This window comes from Rickettsia endosymbiont of Gonocerus acuteangulatus, assembly GCF_964026435.1.
Classification (GTDB): Bacteria; Pseudomonadota; Alphaproteobacteria; order Rickettsiales; family Rickettsiaceae; genus Rickettsia.
In genome coordinates this window covers 1,967,580-1,983,518 of sequence record NZ_OZ032147.1, presented here as the reverse complement: position 1 = coordinate 1,983,518, position 15,939 = coordinate 1,967,580, and the positions used below count along the sequence as shown (strand labels likewise).

The window sequence follows — 15,939 nt, the reverse complement described above, 5'->3', positions numbered from 1 at the left end:
TACTGTTACTAATAAAAATAATTATAATGTATTCTTTATTTGTTGTATATGTAAGTAGAATTATGTAGATTAAATGTTTTCTACATAGTTATCAACAAAATATATATAAAAAATATTCCTACAAAATAAGTAATTTTAATAATTATTCACATAAATTTGAGTTAAGTTTTTATAAGTGGATAACTAAGTGTAATAGCTCTTTATTACTTAGAAAAGGTGATATTTTCAAAGAAAAATGTTACTTATTCACAATTTTATCCACAAACTGTTTGTTTAAAGTGAACAATGCAAGATTTACTTGATTTAATAAGGATTTTGGATATTTTTAGAAAATTTTTAATAAGAAAAATAATAAGTTATCAAAACTTTTATCCACATTAGTATGTGTAAAATATGACAAAGCTGATTATTCACCTAGTTTCAGACTCTTCTGTTCAAACTGCAAAGAGTGCAGCTCATTCTGCTCTTGCTCAATTTACTTCTTTGAAACCAAAATTATATCATTGGCCAATGATTAGAAATTTAGAATTATTAAAAGAAGTATTGAGTAAGATAGAATCAAAACATGGTATTGTACTATATACAATTGCAGATCAAGAACTAAGGAAGAATTTGACAAAATTTTGTTATGAATTAAAAATTCCTTGTATTTCGGTAATAGGTAAAATAATTAAAGAAATGTCAGTTTTTTCAGGAATTAAGATAGAAAAAGAGCAAAATTATAATTATAAATTCGATAAAACTTATTTTGATACTCTTAATGCCATCGATTATGCTATAAGACATGATGATGGACAGCTACTTAATGAATTACAATTTGCAGATATCGTGTTAATAGGTCCATCTAGAACTTCTAAGACCCCTACTTCTGTATTTTTAGCATATAATGGATTAAAGACGGCAAATATTCCTTATGTTTATAATTGTCCTTTTCCTGATTTTATAGAAAAAAATATAGATCAATTGGTAGTAGGGCTTGTAATTAATCCAAATAGATTAATAGAAATAAGAGAAACAAGGCTGAATTTGCTACAAATTAATGAAAATAGAAATTATACAGATTTTAATATAGTCCAAAAAGAATGTTTAGAAGTTAAAAAAATTTGTGAACTAAGAAATTGGCCAGTAATAGACGTATCAACAAAATCAATAGAAGAAACTGCAGCTTTAATAATGCGGATATACTATAATAAAAAAAACAAGTATAATAAATAAAAAATTTCATTATTTACAAGTATAATTTGGTAATTTATAATTTCACTTGTAAAAAATTATAGAGGACATATGGCAAGCAACGTAACAGATAAATCTTTTGAAGAAGAAGTATTAAAATCAGATTTACCTGTATTAGTAGATTTTTGGGCTGAGTGGTGCGGTCCATGCAGAATGTTAACCCCAATAATAGAGGATATAAGTAAACAGCTAGAGAACAAAGTAAAAGTACTTAAAATGAATATTGATGAAAATCCAGAAACTCCTTCAAAATATGGCATTCGTAGTATACCAACAGTAATGTTATTTAAAAATGGTGAACAGAAAGATACTAAAGTAGGATTGCATCAGAAAAATTCGCTTATAGAATGGATTAACAATAATATATAAGTATTAATTTTATGTCTTTTAATCATTCTAAAGTATTTATAGAAATAAAAAATGCTTACGTTGAAGGTATAGATACCCACAAAAGAGCACAAGGATTAAAGCATTTTTTTCTTAATAGAGGAACTTCTTTTTCTCCAAATATATCTATATTAAGAAATATTAATTTTTCTTGTTATGAGGGAGAAAAAATAGCTTTTATAGGGAGTAATGGCTCAGGAAAAAGTTCACTTTTAAAAATGATAGCAGGAATTTATCCACCAATAAAAGGAACAATAAATGTTTCTGGTGATATTGCACCAATAATAGATATGGGTGTTGGTTTTGAGCAAGAGCAAACAGGTCGTGATAACATCAAAATGTTGATGCTTTATAACAATATGTTAGATAAATATAATAAAGAAATAGAACAGGAAATTATAGATTTTTCGGAATTAGGTAAAAAGATTGATTTACCTATAAAAAATTATAGTTCAGGAATGCTAGCACGACTTGCCTTTTCTACATCAATATTTCAAGAACCTCAAATTCTTTTACTTGATGAAATTTTTGCTACAGGAGATAGTTATTTTGTAGAAAAATCTTTAAATTTAATGAAAAATAAGTTTAGAAATACACCTATTTCAATAATAGTAACTCATCAAGAAAATATAGTAAAAGAAAATTGTACTAGATGTATTTTATTACGAGATGGTAATATTGTTGGAGATGGTAAACCTTCAGAAATATTTAAAATTTATACGAGAAAAAAAAATGATAAAGTATTTTTTATCTAAGAAATATTGGGAAGCGGTAATATTATTAGTCAAAGCATCTATAATAAGACAAAATAAAGACTCTTTTTTAGGCTCTTTATGGAGTCTAATTCAGCCATTTATTAATATATTAGTAATTTCATATTTTTTTGGTTTTTTACTACATCAGTCAAGAGAATTTTTGATAATGAATTTGGTTGGAGGGATGCCTTTATGGACTTTTATATTGAGTAGTTTGACAATTTCTTCAAATTCTTTAGTAACACGTGACCAAGTAATAAAAAAAGTCAGAATTTCTAAGACTTTTTTCCCAGTTGCAGATACTTTAGCACAGCTATATAATTTGTTTTGTTCATTTTTGGCAATGTATTGTGCTTTTATTTTGTTATTTCCAGAAAAGTTTACATGGCAAATAATATTTATGCCGATATTAATTTTACCACTAATAATTTGTACAATTAGTGGTTCTATTGCAGTGGCTTTTCTAACGCCTTACATCCGTGATATACCACAAATATTAAATGTTGTTTTAGGAGTCATTTATTGGAGCATACCTATAATTTATCCATATTCATTAATCCCTGAAGCTCAAAGAGACTTTTTTGAGCTTAACCCATTTTTTATAATTATAAGACCTGCACAATCATTAGTAATTAATGGAACATTACCGGATTTAGTATCAATAGGTAAATCTGTGTTAGTAGCATTTATAACTGTTTGTATAAGCTATTTAGTATATAAACGTTTTTCAAAAAGAGTTATTTATTACCTATGAAGCTTGGTTTTAATCTAGATTTTAAAAAATTAGATTTAACCGGTCTTAAAAAATTAGATCAAATATTTTTAGATTATCTCTTTAAAGCCAACAAATCGTTTTATGATAATATATTATTATTTAGATCTAATCCTTATTCTATTCTCTCTCAAGATTATTCCGAATTTTTATTAAATATATCTCCTTACTTAGATGATTTTCTAGCAGAATTATTTTGTATTTCAAACGAAGTTACAAGTTTGAGATTACAGCATAAAGATTTTGATATTATTTATGAATGTAAAAGAAAATTTGTTCAGCGTTATGCCATCAAAAAATATCCAAAAGAAAAAATAAAAGATATAGATTTTGGAGATATATATTTAAAATTAACTAATTTGATAGGTAAAAATTTTACTTCTAGAGATTTTGCTAAGCAGGTAATTATATGGCAACAAGCAGAAGATAATTTTGTACAAGAACTTGATATAGCTGCACAATATGCTGCTTATAGGGTGTCTAATCATTGTCATTCCTGCGTAGGCGGGGATCCAGAAAAAAATAATATAAATTCCAACTTTGTTAATTCTAAATTCCTAGATTCTTGCCTATGCAGGAATGACATAAATGATGATGACATTCTTTTCGACCTCCCACAAAAGCTAGACAAAGAAAACCTAATAGATGATAAAAAAATATCTAAATATCAAAAAAACGAAAGATTAAATTTTGATTATACAGATTCCTTTTTAAATTTGGATGAAGCTTTAAACCACTCTCATTATTGTATTTATTGTCATAAACAGGATAAAGATAGTTGTTCTAAGGGTCAAAATGTCATCCCCCGAGTTCGTCATTGCAAGGAGCGTAGCTTTGATGCAATCTCAGGACCTCTTATGAGATTGCCACGCTCCTTTCAATCACTCGCAACGACAGATGGCTGTCCGTTAAAACAAAAAATTTCCGAGATGAATTATGTTAAAGCTCAAGGCTTTAATTTAAGTGCTCTTGCGATTATTGTTATAGATAACCCGATGGTTGCGGCAACAGGTCATAGAATTTGCAATGATTGCTCAAAGGCTTGTATTTATCAAAAGCAAGATCCGGTAAATATACCACTAATAGAATCAAATATTTTAGAAGAAACGCTTAAGCTACCTTATGGCTTAGAGATATATCTACTTTTAACTCGTTGGAATCCGCTTAATATTTATAACCCGCTGCCAAAAGAATCTACTAACTATAATATTCTGGTTACAGGGCTTGGTCCGGCAGGTTTTAGTCTTAGTTATTATTTATTACGATCTGGTCATAACGTCACGGCTATTGATGGTTTGAAAATTACACCTTTGCCTTTTGATATTCATAAGCCAATAAAATTTTGGCATGAATATAAAAATAAATTATCTAAAAGAGTACCGAAAGGATTTGGCGGAGTAGCTGAGTATGGTATTACTGTTCGCTGGGACAAAAATAACCTTGATATATTACGACTAATACTCGAGAGAAATAACAAGTTTAAATATTATGATGGGGTGGCTTTAGATTTTAATGTAACAAAAGAGCAAGCCTTTGATTTAGGTTTTGATCATATAGCTTTCTGCATTGGAGCTGGCAAGCCAAAAATCTTAGATATAGAGAATTTTGATGCTAAAGGTGTTAAAACAGCTTCGGACTTTTTAATGACTCTGCAAAGCAGTGGAGCGTTTTTAGAAAACTCTAATACTAATATGCTTTTTAGAATGCCGATTGCGGTAATTGGTGGCGGTCTTACCTCTCTAGATGCAGCAACAGAAAGCTTATATTATTATAAAAAGCAGGTAGAGAGTTTTGTTAAAGATTACGAGTTTGCTGTTGCCAAATACGGCAAAGATTATACTGAAAAAGACTGGACAAAAGAAGATAATGAGATAGCAGAGGAATTTATTGCTCATGCAAAATTATTTGAGAAAGCTAAGAATAATGAAGAGCTAAAAGGGGTTTTTAAGAAACTTGGCGGAGCTACTATTTATTATCGTGGGAAGCTACAAGATTCGCCGGCATATAAATTAAATCATGAGGAGCTAATATATGCATTAGCATTAGGAGTTAATTTTGAAGAAAATATGCAGCCTTTGAGAATTAATAATGATAAATATGGGCATGTGGAGTCCGTGGAGTTCGGGAATCAAACCTATTTGATGTCATCCCGTGGCTTGACCACGGGATCCAGTAAATCAGCAAACTGTAATGCTGTAGCAGACTTTCTGGATCCCGTGGTCAAGCCACGGGATGACATTATTGTTAAAGCCAAAACCCTAATCATGGCAATTGGTATAGAAAACAATACCGAATTTGATGAAGATAAATATAGCTACTTTGGAGACTGCAATCCTCAATATTCAGGTAGTGTAGTTAAGGCACTTGCTAACAGCAAAGATGGGTATGAGGCTATTAATAAGAAGTTAGCAAATGATAGCCCGAATTTTAAAGGTGACTATAAAAATTTTGTAAAACAGCTAGATGATCTATTAATTACCAAGATTCACAAAATAAACATCTTAGGCGATAAAATTTTTGAGTTAGTAATTCACTCACCACTTGCTGCTAGGAATTTTAAGCTAGGGCAGTTTTTCCGCTTACAAAATTATTCTAATGATATAACTAAATTAATAGAGCCTATAGCCCTAAGCGTTGTGGATATTAATGTAGAAAGCGGCTTGATTAGTTTTATAATATATGACGTCGGCAAATCAACTAGTTTATGTAAATTATTTTCTGAAGATGAAAAAATAGTTTTAATGGGACCAAGCGGGATGCCCTTAGAGATACCAAACAATAAAAGAATAGTGATTGTTGATTTTGAACCGAACAATGTTTTAATTAAAACTCTAAAAGACAATAATAACGAAGTTATGTTTTTTACCTATCCTGAAATAAAAACACAAAAGCTAACTTCAGTAGATAGAGTAATAATTAATGCATCACCTGAAATAGCAGAAGAGTTAAAAAGTTTAAAAATATTCGGTGAAAATGCAGAAATAATTGTTAGCGTTAATTCATCTATGCAATGCATGATGAAAGGGATTTGTGGGCAGTGTATACAAAAAGTTGAAGATGAAAGAAAATATATTTTTGCTTGTAGCTGCCAAAATCAAAAAGCAGAAATAGTTGATTTTGAAAGCTTAAAAACCCGCTTGCGTCAGAATTCTTTACAAGAAAAGATGAAGAAATTATAACTTGAATCTTTCTTTGGAAAAATTAAAACTGTTGGATGACGCTTGTGACAACTCCCCAGATATACGTACCATTTTCAATTTTGGTAGGTGGGAAATCTTTATTTTCAGGCATTAAGTAAGCTTCGTCGTTGATAAATTTTAAGCGTTTTACAGTAAATTCATTATTAATAACAGCAATTACTATTTTATTATTGGTAGGGGGTAGAGATTTATCAACTATCAATAAATCATTTTCTCTAATACCGGCATCTATCCAAAACTTACGCTATGAGTAAAAAAGTGATAAATTATTGTAAAAATAATTAAACATGTCAAAGAGGATAAAGTTGCAAGCAATACCAATTAATAGGACAGATTATTGTCAATTTTTAATAGTTAGCCAAAAGAATTATAGTTTAACCTACTACGCTGAACATGCAAAGAAATGTAGTCATGATGTTATTAATAGATTTTTAAGGAATGAAAAATATACACCTTCTTTGTTATGGGAACACATCAAGAATGATGTTATTTTTTCATCTAATGGATATACAATATTTGATGATACGGTTTTAAATAAAAGGAATACGAAGCAAATAGAAATTGCAAGATCGCAGTACAGTGGAGCTACAGGTAGAGTTACTAAAGGTATAGGAGTAGTGAGTCTGGTATATTATAACCCTGATATTAATAAGTTTTGGGTAATAGATTATCGAATTTTTGCACCTGATCATGATGGAGCAACAAAACTAGAACACCTATTAAACATGTTAAATCTCTTTTGGGTATATTCCCCGCCGCTTGCGGCGTAATATGGCGGAATGAGCAAATATATACATAAAAGTCATAATGTTACGGTACTGCTGTATCACATGGTATTTCCAGCAAAATATCGCCGAGCAGTGTTTGACGTATCAGTTGATCAAGTATTACGAGAAATATGTTTAGAGATAGAAAAGAGATATCAAATAAAATTTTTAGAAATAGGGGTTGATGAAGATCATGTCCATTTTTTGGTACAATCTGTACCAACCTATAGCGTAACAAAAATAGTAACAACAATTAAAAGTGTTACAGCTCGTCAAATATTTAGACAGTGTCCACAGGTAAAGAAACAATTATGGGGTGGAGAATTTTGGACTGATGGATATTTTACGAGTACGGTAGGTAAGCATGGAAATGAGAATATGATAGGAAAATACGTAAAAAACCAAGGCAAGGAATATCAGAAACTGCATGAGGATCATCAGCTAGCTTTCTTCTAAAATACCCCGCTGCTTGCGGCGTAATATGGCGGAATGAGCAAATATATACATAAAAGTCATAATGTTACGGTACTGCTGTATCACATGGTATTTCCAGCAAAATATCGCCGAGCAGTGTTTGACGTATCAGTTGATCAAGTATTACGAGAAATATGTTTAGAGATAGAAAAGAGATATCAAATAAAATTTTTAGAAATAGGGGTTGATGAAGATCATGTCCATTTTTTGGTACAATCTGTACCAACCTATAGCGTAACAAAAATAGTAACAACAATTAAAAGTGTTACAGCTCGTCAAATATTTAGACAGTGTCCACAGGTAAAGAAACAATTATGGGGTGGAGAATTTTGGACTGATGGATATTTTACGAGTACGGTAGGTAAGCATGGAAATGAGAATATGATAGGAAAATACGTAAAAAACCAAGGCAAGGAATATCAGAAACTGCATGAGGATCATCAGCTAGCTTTCTTCTAAAATACCCCGCTGCTTGCGGCGGGGATTACTTTTATTATGCCCCTATTAAAGCCAATAGAAACGTTAGTAAAACGCACGATTCTAAACCTTATAAAGCTGTAAAAGAGTTGACATTTTCAGATGAAGAGATCAGGCATGGAGTAGAGATTCATATAAAAGGCTTTGCTAAAAAATAAGCATGTTAATTTGTTTAAATTTACTGTTTCTACCAACAGAGTTGAGTATGTTGTTACCAATAACAAAACTCACAAATCTTCTAAAGCTGCACAAGATGAGTGTGGCTTTCGATGGGTAATTGAGAGCATGCACAGAGAAATTAAGCAACTTACTGGGATAGAACGTTGTCAATGCAGGAAACAGCGTATTCAGCGTAATCATATTAGTTGTGCATTTTTAGTTTGGGCATTTCTCAAAAGGACTGCAAATACAATCGGTAAAACGGTTTACCAAATAAAGTTAGGGCTTTTAGATGACTATATGCAACAACAGCTGCGTTCTCCATCTTTACGATATTTAGAACCAAACATAGCGTAAGTTTTGGATATAGACTCATTGTCAATAAACGAAAATAACTAATTTAGTTTTCCTTTGCGAAACCTAAATCAAGCTTTTTATACATTTCTTGATAAGAAGAATATTCATTTATGTTTAAGCCATTAACTGATTCTTCTAATATTTTGATGGATTCTGCATTCAGTTCCTTTTCTTGTTTTTTCTTAATTATCCATAATATTGTATTTTATAGCTGGTATGAGCTTTTAGAAATCTAAATCTGTATAATAGTTTGGTGGAGTAAAGCCTGGGATTCTATCTTGCAATAATAATCTAAAAGCGGGTCTTGATTTAATAAGCGAATACCAATGTTTAATAACAATCCATTTATCCCAATAAATTTCACTGAAATAATCAAGTACGGATAAATGACAAGCTGCTGCAATATCGGCAATAGTTAGGGAGTCTGAAACTATATAACTTCTTTTCTCAAGTAAGCTGGTCATATATTCTAGGTGATAATTTAGGTTATTTTTTGCAGCACGTAAAAATTCAGTTCTTGGGCTACTCATTTTAGCAATCGATCTTATAACTTTCTCATCGATAATAATTTTAGTAACTTCACGATAGAACTTATCATTAAACCAAAAGAATAATCTTCTAATTTCACAACAAACATCTACATCCTCATCTAAAAAATTAAAATTTGGATATTTGCTATGAAGATATTCTACCAAAGGGTAAATACCGACTACAGATAACCCATATTGCTCTTCCAGAACAGGTAATGTTCCGGCAGGGTTTATTTTTAGGAATTCTTTATTAAACTGCCAATAATCTTCTTTAATTGTAGTAAATTGTATATCTAATTCTTTTAAAAAGACACGAGCTTGTCTTGAGATGGGACAGATAGGATAATGATATAATTTTTTCATTAGGGGTTTAACATATATACTTCTTTTCTTTCAAAAGTAGTATTTCATACTCCTTTTGAAAGAAGATTATAATACTGAGTATTCTAGATGGAAAGCGGTTCCCATCTAGAATACGAATTTAATTTATTTCTTTATTTCTCCAACTCTTCATTTATTAGCAGCATATATTTATGTTTTTAATGTCATTCCTACGAAAACATTGTTGCATAAATCAAAAAACTTTTTCGGTAACATCCTGTGGCTTGACCACGGGATCCAGCATAAAACGAGATAAATTGAGCTTTTAATATAGCGAAAAAATTATTTCATAATTTTTAACTGGATCTAGTTCCCAAGCCACGGGATGACAGAATAAGGTCTATAAGCCGGATTCTGTATGAACTATAAATAGCTCGTTGTAGTTATTTATCTAGGATAAACGTTATCGTTTACCTCAAGCAATCTACCCGCATTACAAACCGGTTAGAGATACCCGGGAGCTTATAAAAGCTCTGTAACGCCTATTTGATTTTGCTCTTGGTGGGGTTTACCATGCGTAACTTGTTACCAACTTACCGATGTGCTCTTACCACACCTTTTCACCCTTACCGTAATATAGAATATTATTACGGCGGTTTATTTTCTGCGGCACTTTCCCTAAAGTAATATTACTCCGCCGGGCGTTACCCGGCACCATACCTCTATAGAGTCCGGACTTTCCTCGTAATTTTTAAAAATCACGCAACTACACGACCTGTTTAGATTATGCTAAATTTTCACAAATTAGTCAATATTTACTATTCAAAACTTACGCTATGTTATAGCAAATATGCTAAAAACCCTTACTACAAAGCTATGTTTTTACAGTGCATCACTTTATAATATCCTTTAATTTATAGGAATTATATCAAACATAGCGTAAGTTTTGTATTAACAATAATTTAACGTTGCCACTATTATTAGCATAATGTATAAATAGGGTTTAAGTTCCAAATACTATCAATAGACATCTTTCGAAACTTACTTATAGGGACGAATTTAAAGGAGAACCGGAACGTACTTAAATGTACGTGAGGATTCGAGTACCGAATCGACGTATAAATTACCTCTAGAAGTAGGGTTTGGGAAGTAGTTTAATAATTATTAGCAAATTTTATATATATATGAAGAAATTAATTTACTATTTTGGTAGTAACGGTAGCGATGGAAACGCTAGTATGAAAGATATCCTTGGTAATAAAGGGGCTGGGCTTGCTGAAATGTCTAACTTAAAATTACCTATACCTGACGGCTTTACTATCACTACTGAACTTTGTAACTATTTTTATACTCATGATAATAGCTTTCCTAAAAATTTTAGACATGAGTTAAAAACAGCTGTAGAAAAACTTGAAATCACAACTGGCAAAATTTTTGGAAGCACTAAAAATCCTTTATTATTATCAGTAAGATCGGGTTCTATTGTTTCAATGCCTGGTATGATGGATACTATACTTAATCTTGGGATGAATGATAAAGTTTGTGCAGCTCTTTGTGAAGTTTGTAAGAACAAAAGATTTGCTCTTGATAGCTATAAAAGATTTTTAGAAATGTATGGAGCAACTGTTTTATCCATACCAAGTGATTTATTTGAACAAATTTATGAAAGACATAAAATTCAAGCTGATATTTATAGAGATAGTGATATTACACCGGAATTATTAGAAAAGATCATTGAAGACTTTAAAAAATTACATATAAAATATGCAGAAAAGTTAATATCCGATCCTTACGAACAGTTAGAATCGGCAATTAAAGCGGTACTTAATTCTTGGATGAGCAATAGAGCGGTTATATATAGAAAAATCAATAATATTTCCGAAAGCTTTGGCACTGCTATCAATATCCAATCTATGGTTTTTGGTAATTTAAGCAAAACTTCAGCAACAGGAGTTATTTTTACTAGATCACCCTCCACAGGTGAAAAAAAGCTTTTTGGTGAATTTTTGATAAATGCTCAAGGGGAAGATATAGTATCAGGCACTAGAACACCTTTGCCTATTATTTCTGATGACTCAAATTCCATGAAAACAACAATGCCGAAAGTTTTTGATGAATTATCAAAAATTTCTGAAACTTTAGAGAAGCATTATCTAGATATGCAAGATATAGAGTTTACTATAGAAAATAGCAAGCTTTATATACTACAAACTCGTACAGCTAAAAGAACTGCCATTGCTGCTATAAAAATTGCTGTACAAATGGTGGAAGAAAAGCTGATCTCTAAAGAACAAGCTTTAATGAGAATCGATCCTGAGTCGTTAAACCAATTATTGCACACTCGTATAGATTATAGCAAAGGGCTTACATCTATTGCGGATGGATTACCAGCCTCTCCAGGAGCGGCAACTGGTATTATCGTATTTTCACCTTATGATGCTGAAAAACTATCACATCACCATAAAGTGATTTTAGTAAGGCACGATACTAGCCCCGAAGATATTAATGGCATGCATGTTTCCTCAGGTTTTTTAACAATACGAGGTGGTATGACTTCACACGCTGCAGTCGTAGCAAGAGGTATGGGCAAGCCTTGCGTTTGTGGAACTAATAATTTAGTAATAGATGAGAAAAAACAAACATTAACAGCTGGCGATCTGGTACTTAAACAAGGTGACATTATCACAATTGATGGCGGTACAGGGAAAGTTTTCTTAGGAGCAATGCCATTAATTCAACCTACTTTTAGCGAAGAATCAAAACTAATTTTAGAATGGGCGGATGAGACAAGTAAACTAAAAATTCGTACCAATGCCGAAACAGTAAGTGATGCTTTAGTATCAGTAAAATTTGGTGCTACAGGCATAGGTTTATGTCGTAGTGAACATATGTTCTTTGATAAAAACAAAATTCCTCTAGTACGGGAAATGATTATTGCTCCTGATATAGATAGAAGAAAGCTTGCAGTGCAGAAATTACTACCTCTTCAAACTGAAGATTTTAAAGCTTTATTAAGAGTGATGGGCGATAAACCGGTAAATATTAGATTACTTGATCCACCATTGCATGAGTTTTTACCTACTACTGAAGAAGATAAGAAAAACCTAGCAAGTAGTTTAAACTTGCCCTTATCAATGATTAATCAACGTCTACACGCTATGCATGAGGTAAACCCTATGCTTGGTCATCGCGGTTGTAGACTTGGTATCTGCTCACCAGAAATTTATCAGATGCAAGTTGAAGCAATCTTTACCGCTATTTTTGAGCTACATAAAGAAGAGAATATTAAATGTAAATTGGAATTAATGATTCCTTTAATTAGTAACGTTAACGAAATTAAGAAGCTTAAAGGTGATATTTATGAAATGATTCATGAATTAGAAGAGCGTTATGAGCATAAATTTTCTTTTAGTTTAGGTACAATGATTGAGTTACCAAGAGCAGCACTTAACAGTAAAAAGATAGCTGAAGAAGTTGATTATTTTAGCTTCGGTACTAATGATTTAACCCAAACTACATATGGAATTTCCAGAGATGATATAGCCTCTTTCTTACCTTATTACTTAGAAGAAAGAATTTTTGAGTCTGATCCATTTACTACGCTAGACGAAGAAGGAGTAGGAGAATTAATTGAGATTGCCATAAAACGAGGAAAAAGCAGCAACCCTAGCTTAAAGCTGGGTGCTTGTGGCGAACATGCGGGACATCCTGCTTCTATAGAATTTTTTCACAGAATGAATTTGGATTATGTTTCCTGCTCCCCTTATCGTATTCCAATCGCACGAATCGCCGCCGCACAAGCTAAAATTAAGCACGGATAAGTATTGTTGCGTAGATATTAGTTTTCCAGTTGTTATCCCGGCAAGCTTGTAGCGGGATGACAGAGGAAAATAACAATAGTACCGGACAGTTATTATTCTATGTCATTCTTAGCTAGAGGCAGGAATCCAGAAAAATAAACATAAAAGCAGCAAGTTTTTTAAATCTCTTTTGGGTATATTCCCCGCCGCTTGCGGCGTAATATGGCGGAATGAGCAAATATATACATAAAAGTCATAATGTTACGGTACTGCTGTATCACATGGTATTTCCAGCAAAATATCGCCGAGCAGTGTTTGACGTATCAGTTGATCAAGTATTACGAGAAATATGTTTAGAGATAGAAAAGAGATATCAAATAAAATTTTTAGAAATAGGGGTTGATGAAGATCATGTCCATTTTTTGGTACAATCTGTACTGTCATTGTCAATTAAAAAGGGACCAGTAAATTGCACGAAAAAGGAACCACTATATTTAAAAATTTTTATGCCATATTACCTCCAGATTTATAGTTATTAATACGATAACTTTTACCTTTTATGTTTAGTATATGAGCATGATGTACCACTCGATCAATAATTGCATGAGTTAATACTTCATCAGCAAATATTTCATTCCATTTTTCAAAATCCTTGTTTGTGGTAATAATGGTAGATTTATTTTCATATCGTTTAGCAATAATATTAAAAAAGTCTTCTACTGAATGTTTTGGCAATTGCTTAAACCCGAGCTCATCAAGAATTAATAAATCAAACGATAGGAGTAATTTAACCTTTTTGTGATAACTATTATCTGCTCTTGCAATATGTAAATTATAAAGCATATCCGATACCGTAGTAAAATATACAGAGTATTCTCGTGTTAAAGCTTTTAATGCTAGCCCAATGGCAAGATGAGTTTTCCCAGTTTCTGAATCACCTATGAATATTACATTTCCCTTAGTATTAATATAATCACAAGTTGATAAATCACTTATTACTTTGGCATCAACACTTGGTTGGAAATTAAAATCAAAGTCTTCTAAATTTTTAGTTACCGGCAATTTAGCAGCACTTTTACGGCGACGGTAATTATTATCCTTACGGTTAGATTTTTCATCTTCACATAATAGTGATAGAAATTCTTTAAATCCTAGTTTATTATTTTGAGCATAAATAATCCTTTCATTTAAACTATTGACTATACCTGATAATCTAAAGCTTCGTAGGTCATTAAATAAGTTCTGCATTATTACCTCCAAACTCTGGTAATGGTAAGTTTACTGCATTACTATTTAAAATATTCTTAATTTTAGAGTAAGAACTTATACCATAATGTAGTGCTCTATGACAGGCTTTATCTATTAAGTCATCATTGTAAACCTTACGTAAAGAAATGATACCTCGTGCACAACGTTGCCAATCATTCACTCTTGTTTGTTGTAATGATTCTAATAATAAACTGCAATTATTCCCTATCTGCTGCATTTGTTGTTGATAATGTTCACTATATTCTATAAAACCTGGGCATAGACGTTTGTATTTAGCATAATGAGACGGATTAGTGGTAAATATCCCCTTGCCCTCTGTTCTAACGTGTCTTGCTATTAAATCATTTTGTATAGAAAATATTTGAACAAGTTTTGGGGACAATTGTACCATTACCTCACTGTATATATATTTTGCTGGTACAGAGTAATAATTATTATCTATGGTAATATGACAATCTTTTGCTACTTTTCGATTATGCCAAGATGACAAATCAAAAGTTTCTAATGGTAAAGGAATCAAACTACTTCTTTCCTCTTGCTCAAACAGTTCTCTAGGTATTCTCTTAGTAGTACCATGTATTCGGCTATTGGCCTTATTTAACCAATTTGCAAGACCATTTGTTAATTCTTCATATCTATCAAATTTACGACCAGCAAAAAAATTATTTTTAACGTATTTTATTCCCGACTCAACTTTGCCTTTTTCTTGCGGTTGATACACTCGACAAGGAGAAAGTAAAATTCCATAATGATCGGCTAAGCACTTATATTCCTTCTGATATACTGGCTCATAAAAATTGGCATCTACTACTCCAGCTTTAAGATTATCAAGTTTTATTACTTTTGGACTACCAGCAAAATAATTAAATGCATTGATATGACATTGAATCCATGTTTGACAACTTTGATCAAACACTACTTCATAATAATCAAGGCGACTATAGCTTAAACGCATATTAAATACATATGCTTTAACTCTACGCCCTTTAGAATTATACTGTAAGCCTATGTCACCAAAATCTACTTGTGCTTCCTCTCCTGCTAAAGTATGAAAACGAATGCAACTGTTATCCTTAATTTTATATTTTTTGATATAACGGGTCAAAGAAGTATAACTGCTTGTATAACCTTGATTTTTTAACTCCTCAAAAATTCTTATGTAACTCAGATTTTTTTCTAATAACTCAATTATTTTTTCGTGCCAAAAATCCAAAACTGAAGATCGTTCATAGATTGCTGGGGATTCTGTACCAGCCTCTACATAGCGGTTTATTATTTTTCGTACTGTTTTGCGGTCTGTTCTTGTTAGTTTGGCAATATTCCTTTGACTATTGCCTTGTTTATAAAGGGTGATAATTGTTGTATACATATTTATTCTTATCATTGTATCACTAGATATTTACTTGCTTAATTATCTAGTGAATATTGCACATTAACC

The 15,939-nt window shown here is 31.5% G+C and carries 14 protein-coding genes, 1 other RNA gene and 1 pseudogene; 11 read left to right on the top strand and 5 right to left on the bottom strand.

The window, feature by feature from the left end; all coding sequences use genetic code 11:
* Positions 1-393 precede the first annotated feature (393 nt).
* The 5 genes from AAGD55_RS12275 to AAGD55_RS12255 all read left to right on the top strand — a co-directional run bounded on the left by AAGD55_RS12275 (position 394) and on the right by AAGD55_RS12255 (position 6,326).
* Positions 394-1,215 carry a pyruvate, water dikinase regulatory protein gene (locus tag AAGD55_RS12275; protein WP_341791656.1) on the top strand — a complete coding sequence of 274 codons (822 nt, stop codon included), beginning with the start codon at positions 394-396 and terminating at the stop codon, positions 1,213-1,215.
* A gap of 69 nt (positions 1,216-1,284) precedes the next feature.
* On the top strand, positions 1,285-1,602 hold the full coding sequence (trxA, locus tag AAGD55_RS12270) for a thioredoxin (RefSeq protein WP_341791655.1): 318 nt from the start codon (positions 1,285-1,287) through the stop codon (positions 1,600-1,602).
* Between the two features lie 11 nt (positions 1,603-1,613).
* Positions 1,614-2,375, top strand: a complete 762-nt coding sequence (locus AAGD55_RS12265; RefSeq protein WP_341791654.1) for an ABC transporter ATP-binding protein — start codon at positions 1,614-1,616, stop codon at positions 2,373-2,375.
* A complete protein-coding gene (locus tag AAGD55_RS12260) occupies positions 2,353-3,129 on the top strand; it encodes an ABC transporter permease (protein WP_341792606.1) in 777 nt (258 codons plus the stop codon). Before AAGD55_RS12265 ends, AAGD55_RS12260 begins: the two co-directional genes overlap by 23 nt.
* The gene (locus tag AAGD55_RS12255) at positions 3,126-6,326 is read left to right on the top strand and encodes a palindromic element RPE4 domain-containing protein (RefSeq protein ID WP_341791653.1); all 3,201 of its coding nucleotides are present in this window, start codon (positions 3,126-3,128) and stop codon (positions 6,324-6,326) included. Before AAGD55_RS12260 ends, AAGD55_RS12255 begins: the two co-directional genes overlap by 4 nt.
* A 22-nt stretch (positions 6,327-6,348) precedes the next feature.
* Here the strand turns inward: AAGD55_RS12255 and AAGD55_RS12250 are convergent, their stop codons facing one another.
* Positions 6,349-6,549 carry a S24 family peptidase gene (locus tag AAGD55_RS12250; protein WP_341791652.1) on the bottom strand — a complete coding sequence of 67 codons (201 nt, stop codon included), beginning with the start codon at positions 6,547-6,549 and terminating at the stop codon, positions 6,349-6,351.
* 85 nt (positions 6,550-6,634) lie between these two features.
* On the opposite strand from AAGD55_RS12250, the gene AAGD55_RS12245 reads away from it, so the two are divergent.
* The 4 genes from AAGD55_RS12245 to AAGD55_RS12230 all read left to right on the top strand — a co-directional run bounded on the left by AAGD55_RS12245 (position 6,635) and on the right by AAGD55_RS12230 (position 8,581).
* Positions 6,635-7,117: a hypothetical protein gene (locus AAGD55_RS12245; protein WP_341791651.1), complete on the top strand. Its 483-nt coding sequence runs from the start codon at positions 6,635-6,637 to the stop codon at positions 7,115-7,117.
* A 9-nt stretch (positions 7,118-7,126) separates the two neighbouring features.
* Positions 7,127-7,570 carry an IS200/IS605 family transposase gene (tnpA, locus tag AAGD55_RS12240; RefSeq protein ID WP_341790826.1) on the top strand — a complete coding sequence of 148 codons (444 nt, stop codon included), beginning with the start codon at positions 7,127-7,129 and terminating at the stop codon, positions 7,568-7,570.
* 33 nt (positions 7,571-7,603) lie between these two features.
* Entirely contained in the window at positions 7,604-8,047 is a 444-nt protein-coding gene (gene tnpA / locus AAGD55_RS12235; protein ID WP_341790826.1) for an IS200/IS605 family transposase, read from the top strand.
* A gap of 162 nt (positions 8,048-8,209) precedes the next feature.
* Positions 8,210-8,581, top strand: coding sequence for a hypothetical protein (locus AAGD55_RS12230; RefSeq protein WP_341791650.1), 372 nt, complete (start codon positions 8,210-8,212; stop codon positions 8,579-8,581).
* Between the two features lie 224 nt (positions 8,582-8,805).
* Here the strand turns inward: AAGD55_RS12230 and AAGD55_RS12225 are convergent, their stop codons facing one another.
* Both AAGD55_RS12225 and rnpB read right to left on the bottom strand, forming a co-directional pair.
* Entirely contained in the window at positions 8,806-9,474 is a 669-nt protein-coding gene (locus tag AAGD55_RS12225) for a glutathione S-transferase family protein (protein ID WP_341791649.1), read from the bottom strand.
* A gap of 345 nt (positions 9,475-9,819) precedes the next feature.
* Positions 9,820-10,214, bottom strand: an RNA gene (rnpB, locus tag AAGD55_RS12220) — RNase P RNA component class A.
* Between the two features lie 402 nt (positions 10,215-10,616).
* On the opposite strand from rnpB, the gene ppdK reads away from it, so the two are divergent.
* Positions 10,617-13,253 carry a pyruvate, phosphate dikinase gene (gene ppdK / locus AAGD55_RS12215; protein ID WP_341791648.1) on the top strand — a complete coding sequence of 879 codons (2,637 nt, stop codon included), beginning with the start codon at positions 10,617-10,619 and terminating at the stop codon, positions 13,251-13,253.
* A gap of 209 nt (positions 13,254-13,462) precedes the next feature.
* Positions 13,463-13,690, top strand: a pseudogene (gene tnpA, locus AAGD55_RS12210) (IS200/IS605 family transposase); the annotation flags it as partial.
* Positions 13,691-13,736: 46 nt separating this feature from the next.
* Here tnpA (AAGD55_RS12210) and istB read toward each other — a convergent pair.
* Entirely contained in the window at positions 13,737-14,480 is a 744-nt protein-coding gene (gene istB / locus AAGD55_RS12205; RefSeq protein ID WP_341791647.1) for an IS21-like element helper ATPase IstB, read from the bottom strand.
* Positions 14,464-15,870, bottom strand: a complete 1,407-nt coding sequence (istA, locus tag AAGD55_RS12200; protein WP_341790850.1) for an IS21 family transposase — start codon at positions 15,868-15,870, stop codon at positions 14,464-14,466. The genes istB and istA overlap by 17 nt, the downstream gene beginning before the upstream one ends.
* Positions 15,871-15,939: the final 69 nt, after the last annotated feature.

What these genes read in the sequence shown, in the direction of transcription:
- AAGD55_RS12275 (WP_341791656.1), top strand. Translation starts at nt 394, where the DNA reads ATGACAAAGCTGATTATTCACCTAGTTTCAGACTCTTCTGTTCAAACT.
- trxA (WP_341791655.1), top strand. Translation starts at nt 1,285, where the DNA reads ATGGCAAGCAACGTAACAGATAAATCTTTTGAAGAAGAAGTATTAAAA.
- AAGD55_RS12265 (WP_341791654.1), top strand. Translation starts at nt 1,614, where the DNA reads ATGTCTTTTAATCATTCTAAAGTATTTATAGAAATAAAAAATGCTTAC.
- AAGD55_RS12260 (WP_341792606.1), top strand. Translation starts at nt 2,353, where the DNA reads ATGATAAAGTATTTTTTATCTAAGAAATATTGGGAAGCGGTAATATTA.
- AAGD55_RS12255 (WP_341791653.1), top strand. Translation starts at nt 3,126, where the DNA reads ATGAAGCTTGGTTTTAATCTAGATTTTAAAAAATTAGATTTAACCGGT.
- AAGD55_RS12245 (WP_341791651.1), top strand. Translation starts at nt 6,635, where the DNA reads ATGTCAAAGAGGATAAAGTTGCAAGCAATACCAATTAATAGGACAGAT.
- tnpA (WP_341790826.1), top strand. Translation starts at nt 7,127, where the DNA reads ATGAGCAAATATATACATAAAAGTCATAATGTTACGGTACTGCTGTAT.
- tnpA (WP_341790826.1), top strand. Translation starts at nt 7,604, where the DNA reads ATGAGCAAATATATACATAAAAGTCATAATGTTACGGTACTGCTGTAT.
- AAGD55_RS12225 (WP_341791649.1), bottom strand. Translation starts at nt 9,474, where the DNA reads ATGAAAAAATTATATCATTATCCTATCTGTCCCATCTCAAGACAAGCT.
- ppdK (WP_341791648.1), top strand. Translation starts at nt 10,617, where the DNA reads ATGAAGAAATTAATTTACTATTTTGGTAGTAACGGTAGCGATGGAAAC.
- istB (WP_341791647.1), bottom strand. Translation starts at nt 14,480, where the DNA reads ATGCAGAACTTATTTAATGACCTACGAAGCTTTAGATTATCAGGTATA.
- istA (WP_341790850.1), bottom strand. Translation starts at nt 15,870, where the DNA reads ATGTATACAACAATTATCACCCTTTATAAACAAGGCAATAGTCAAAGG.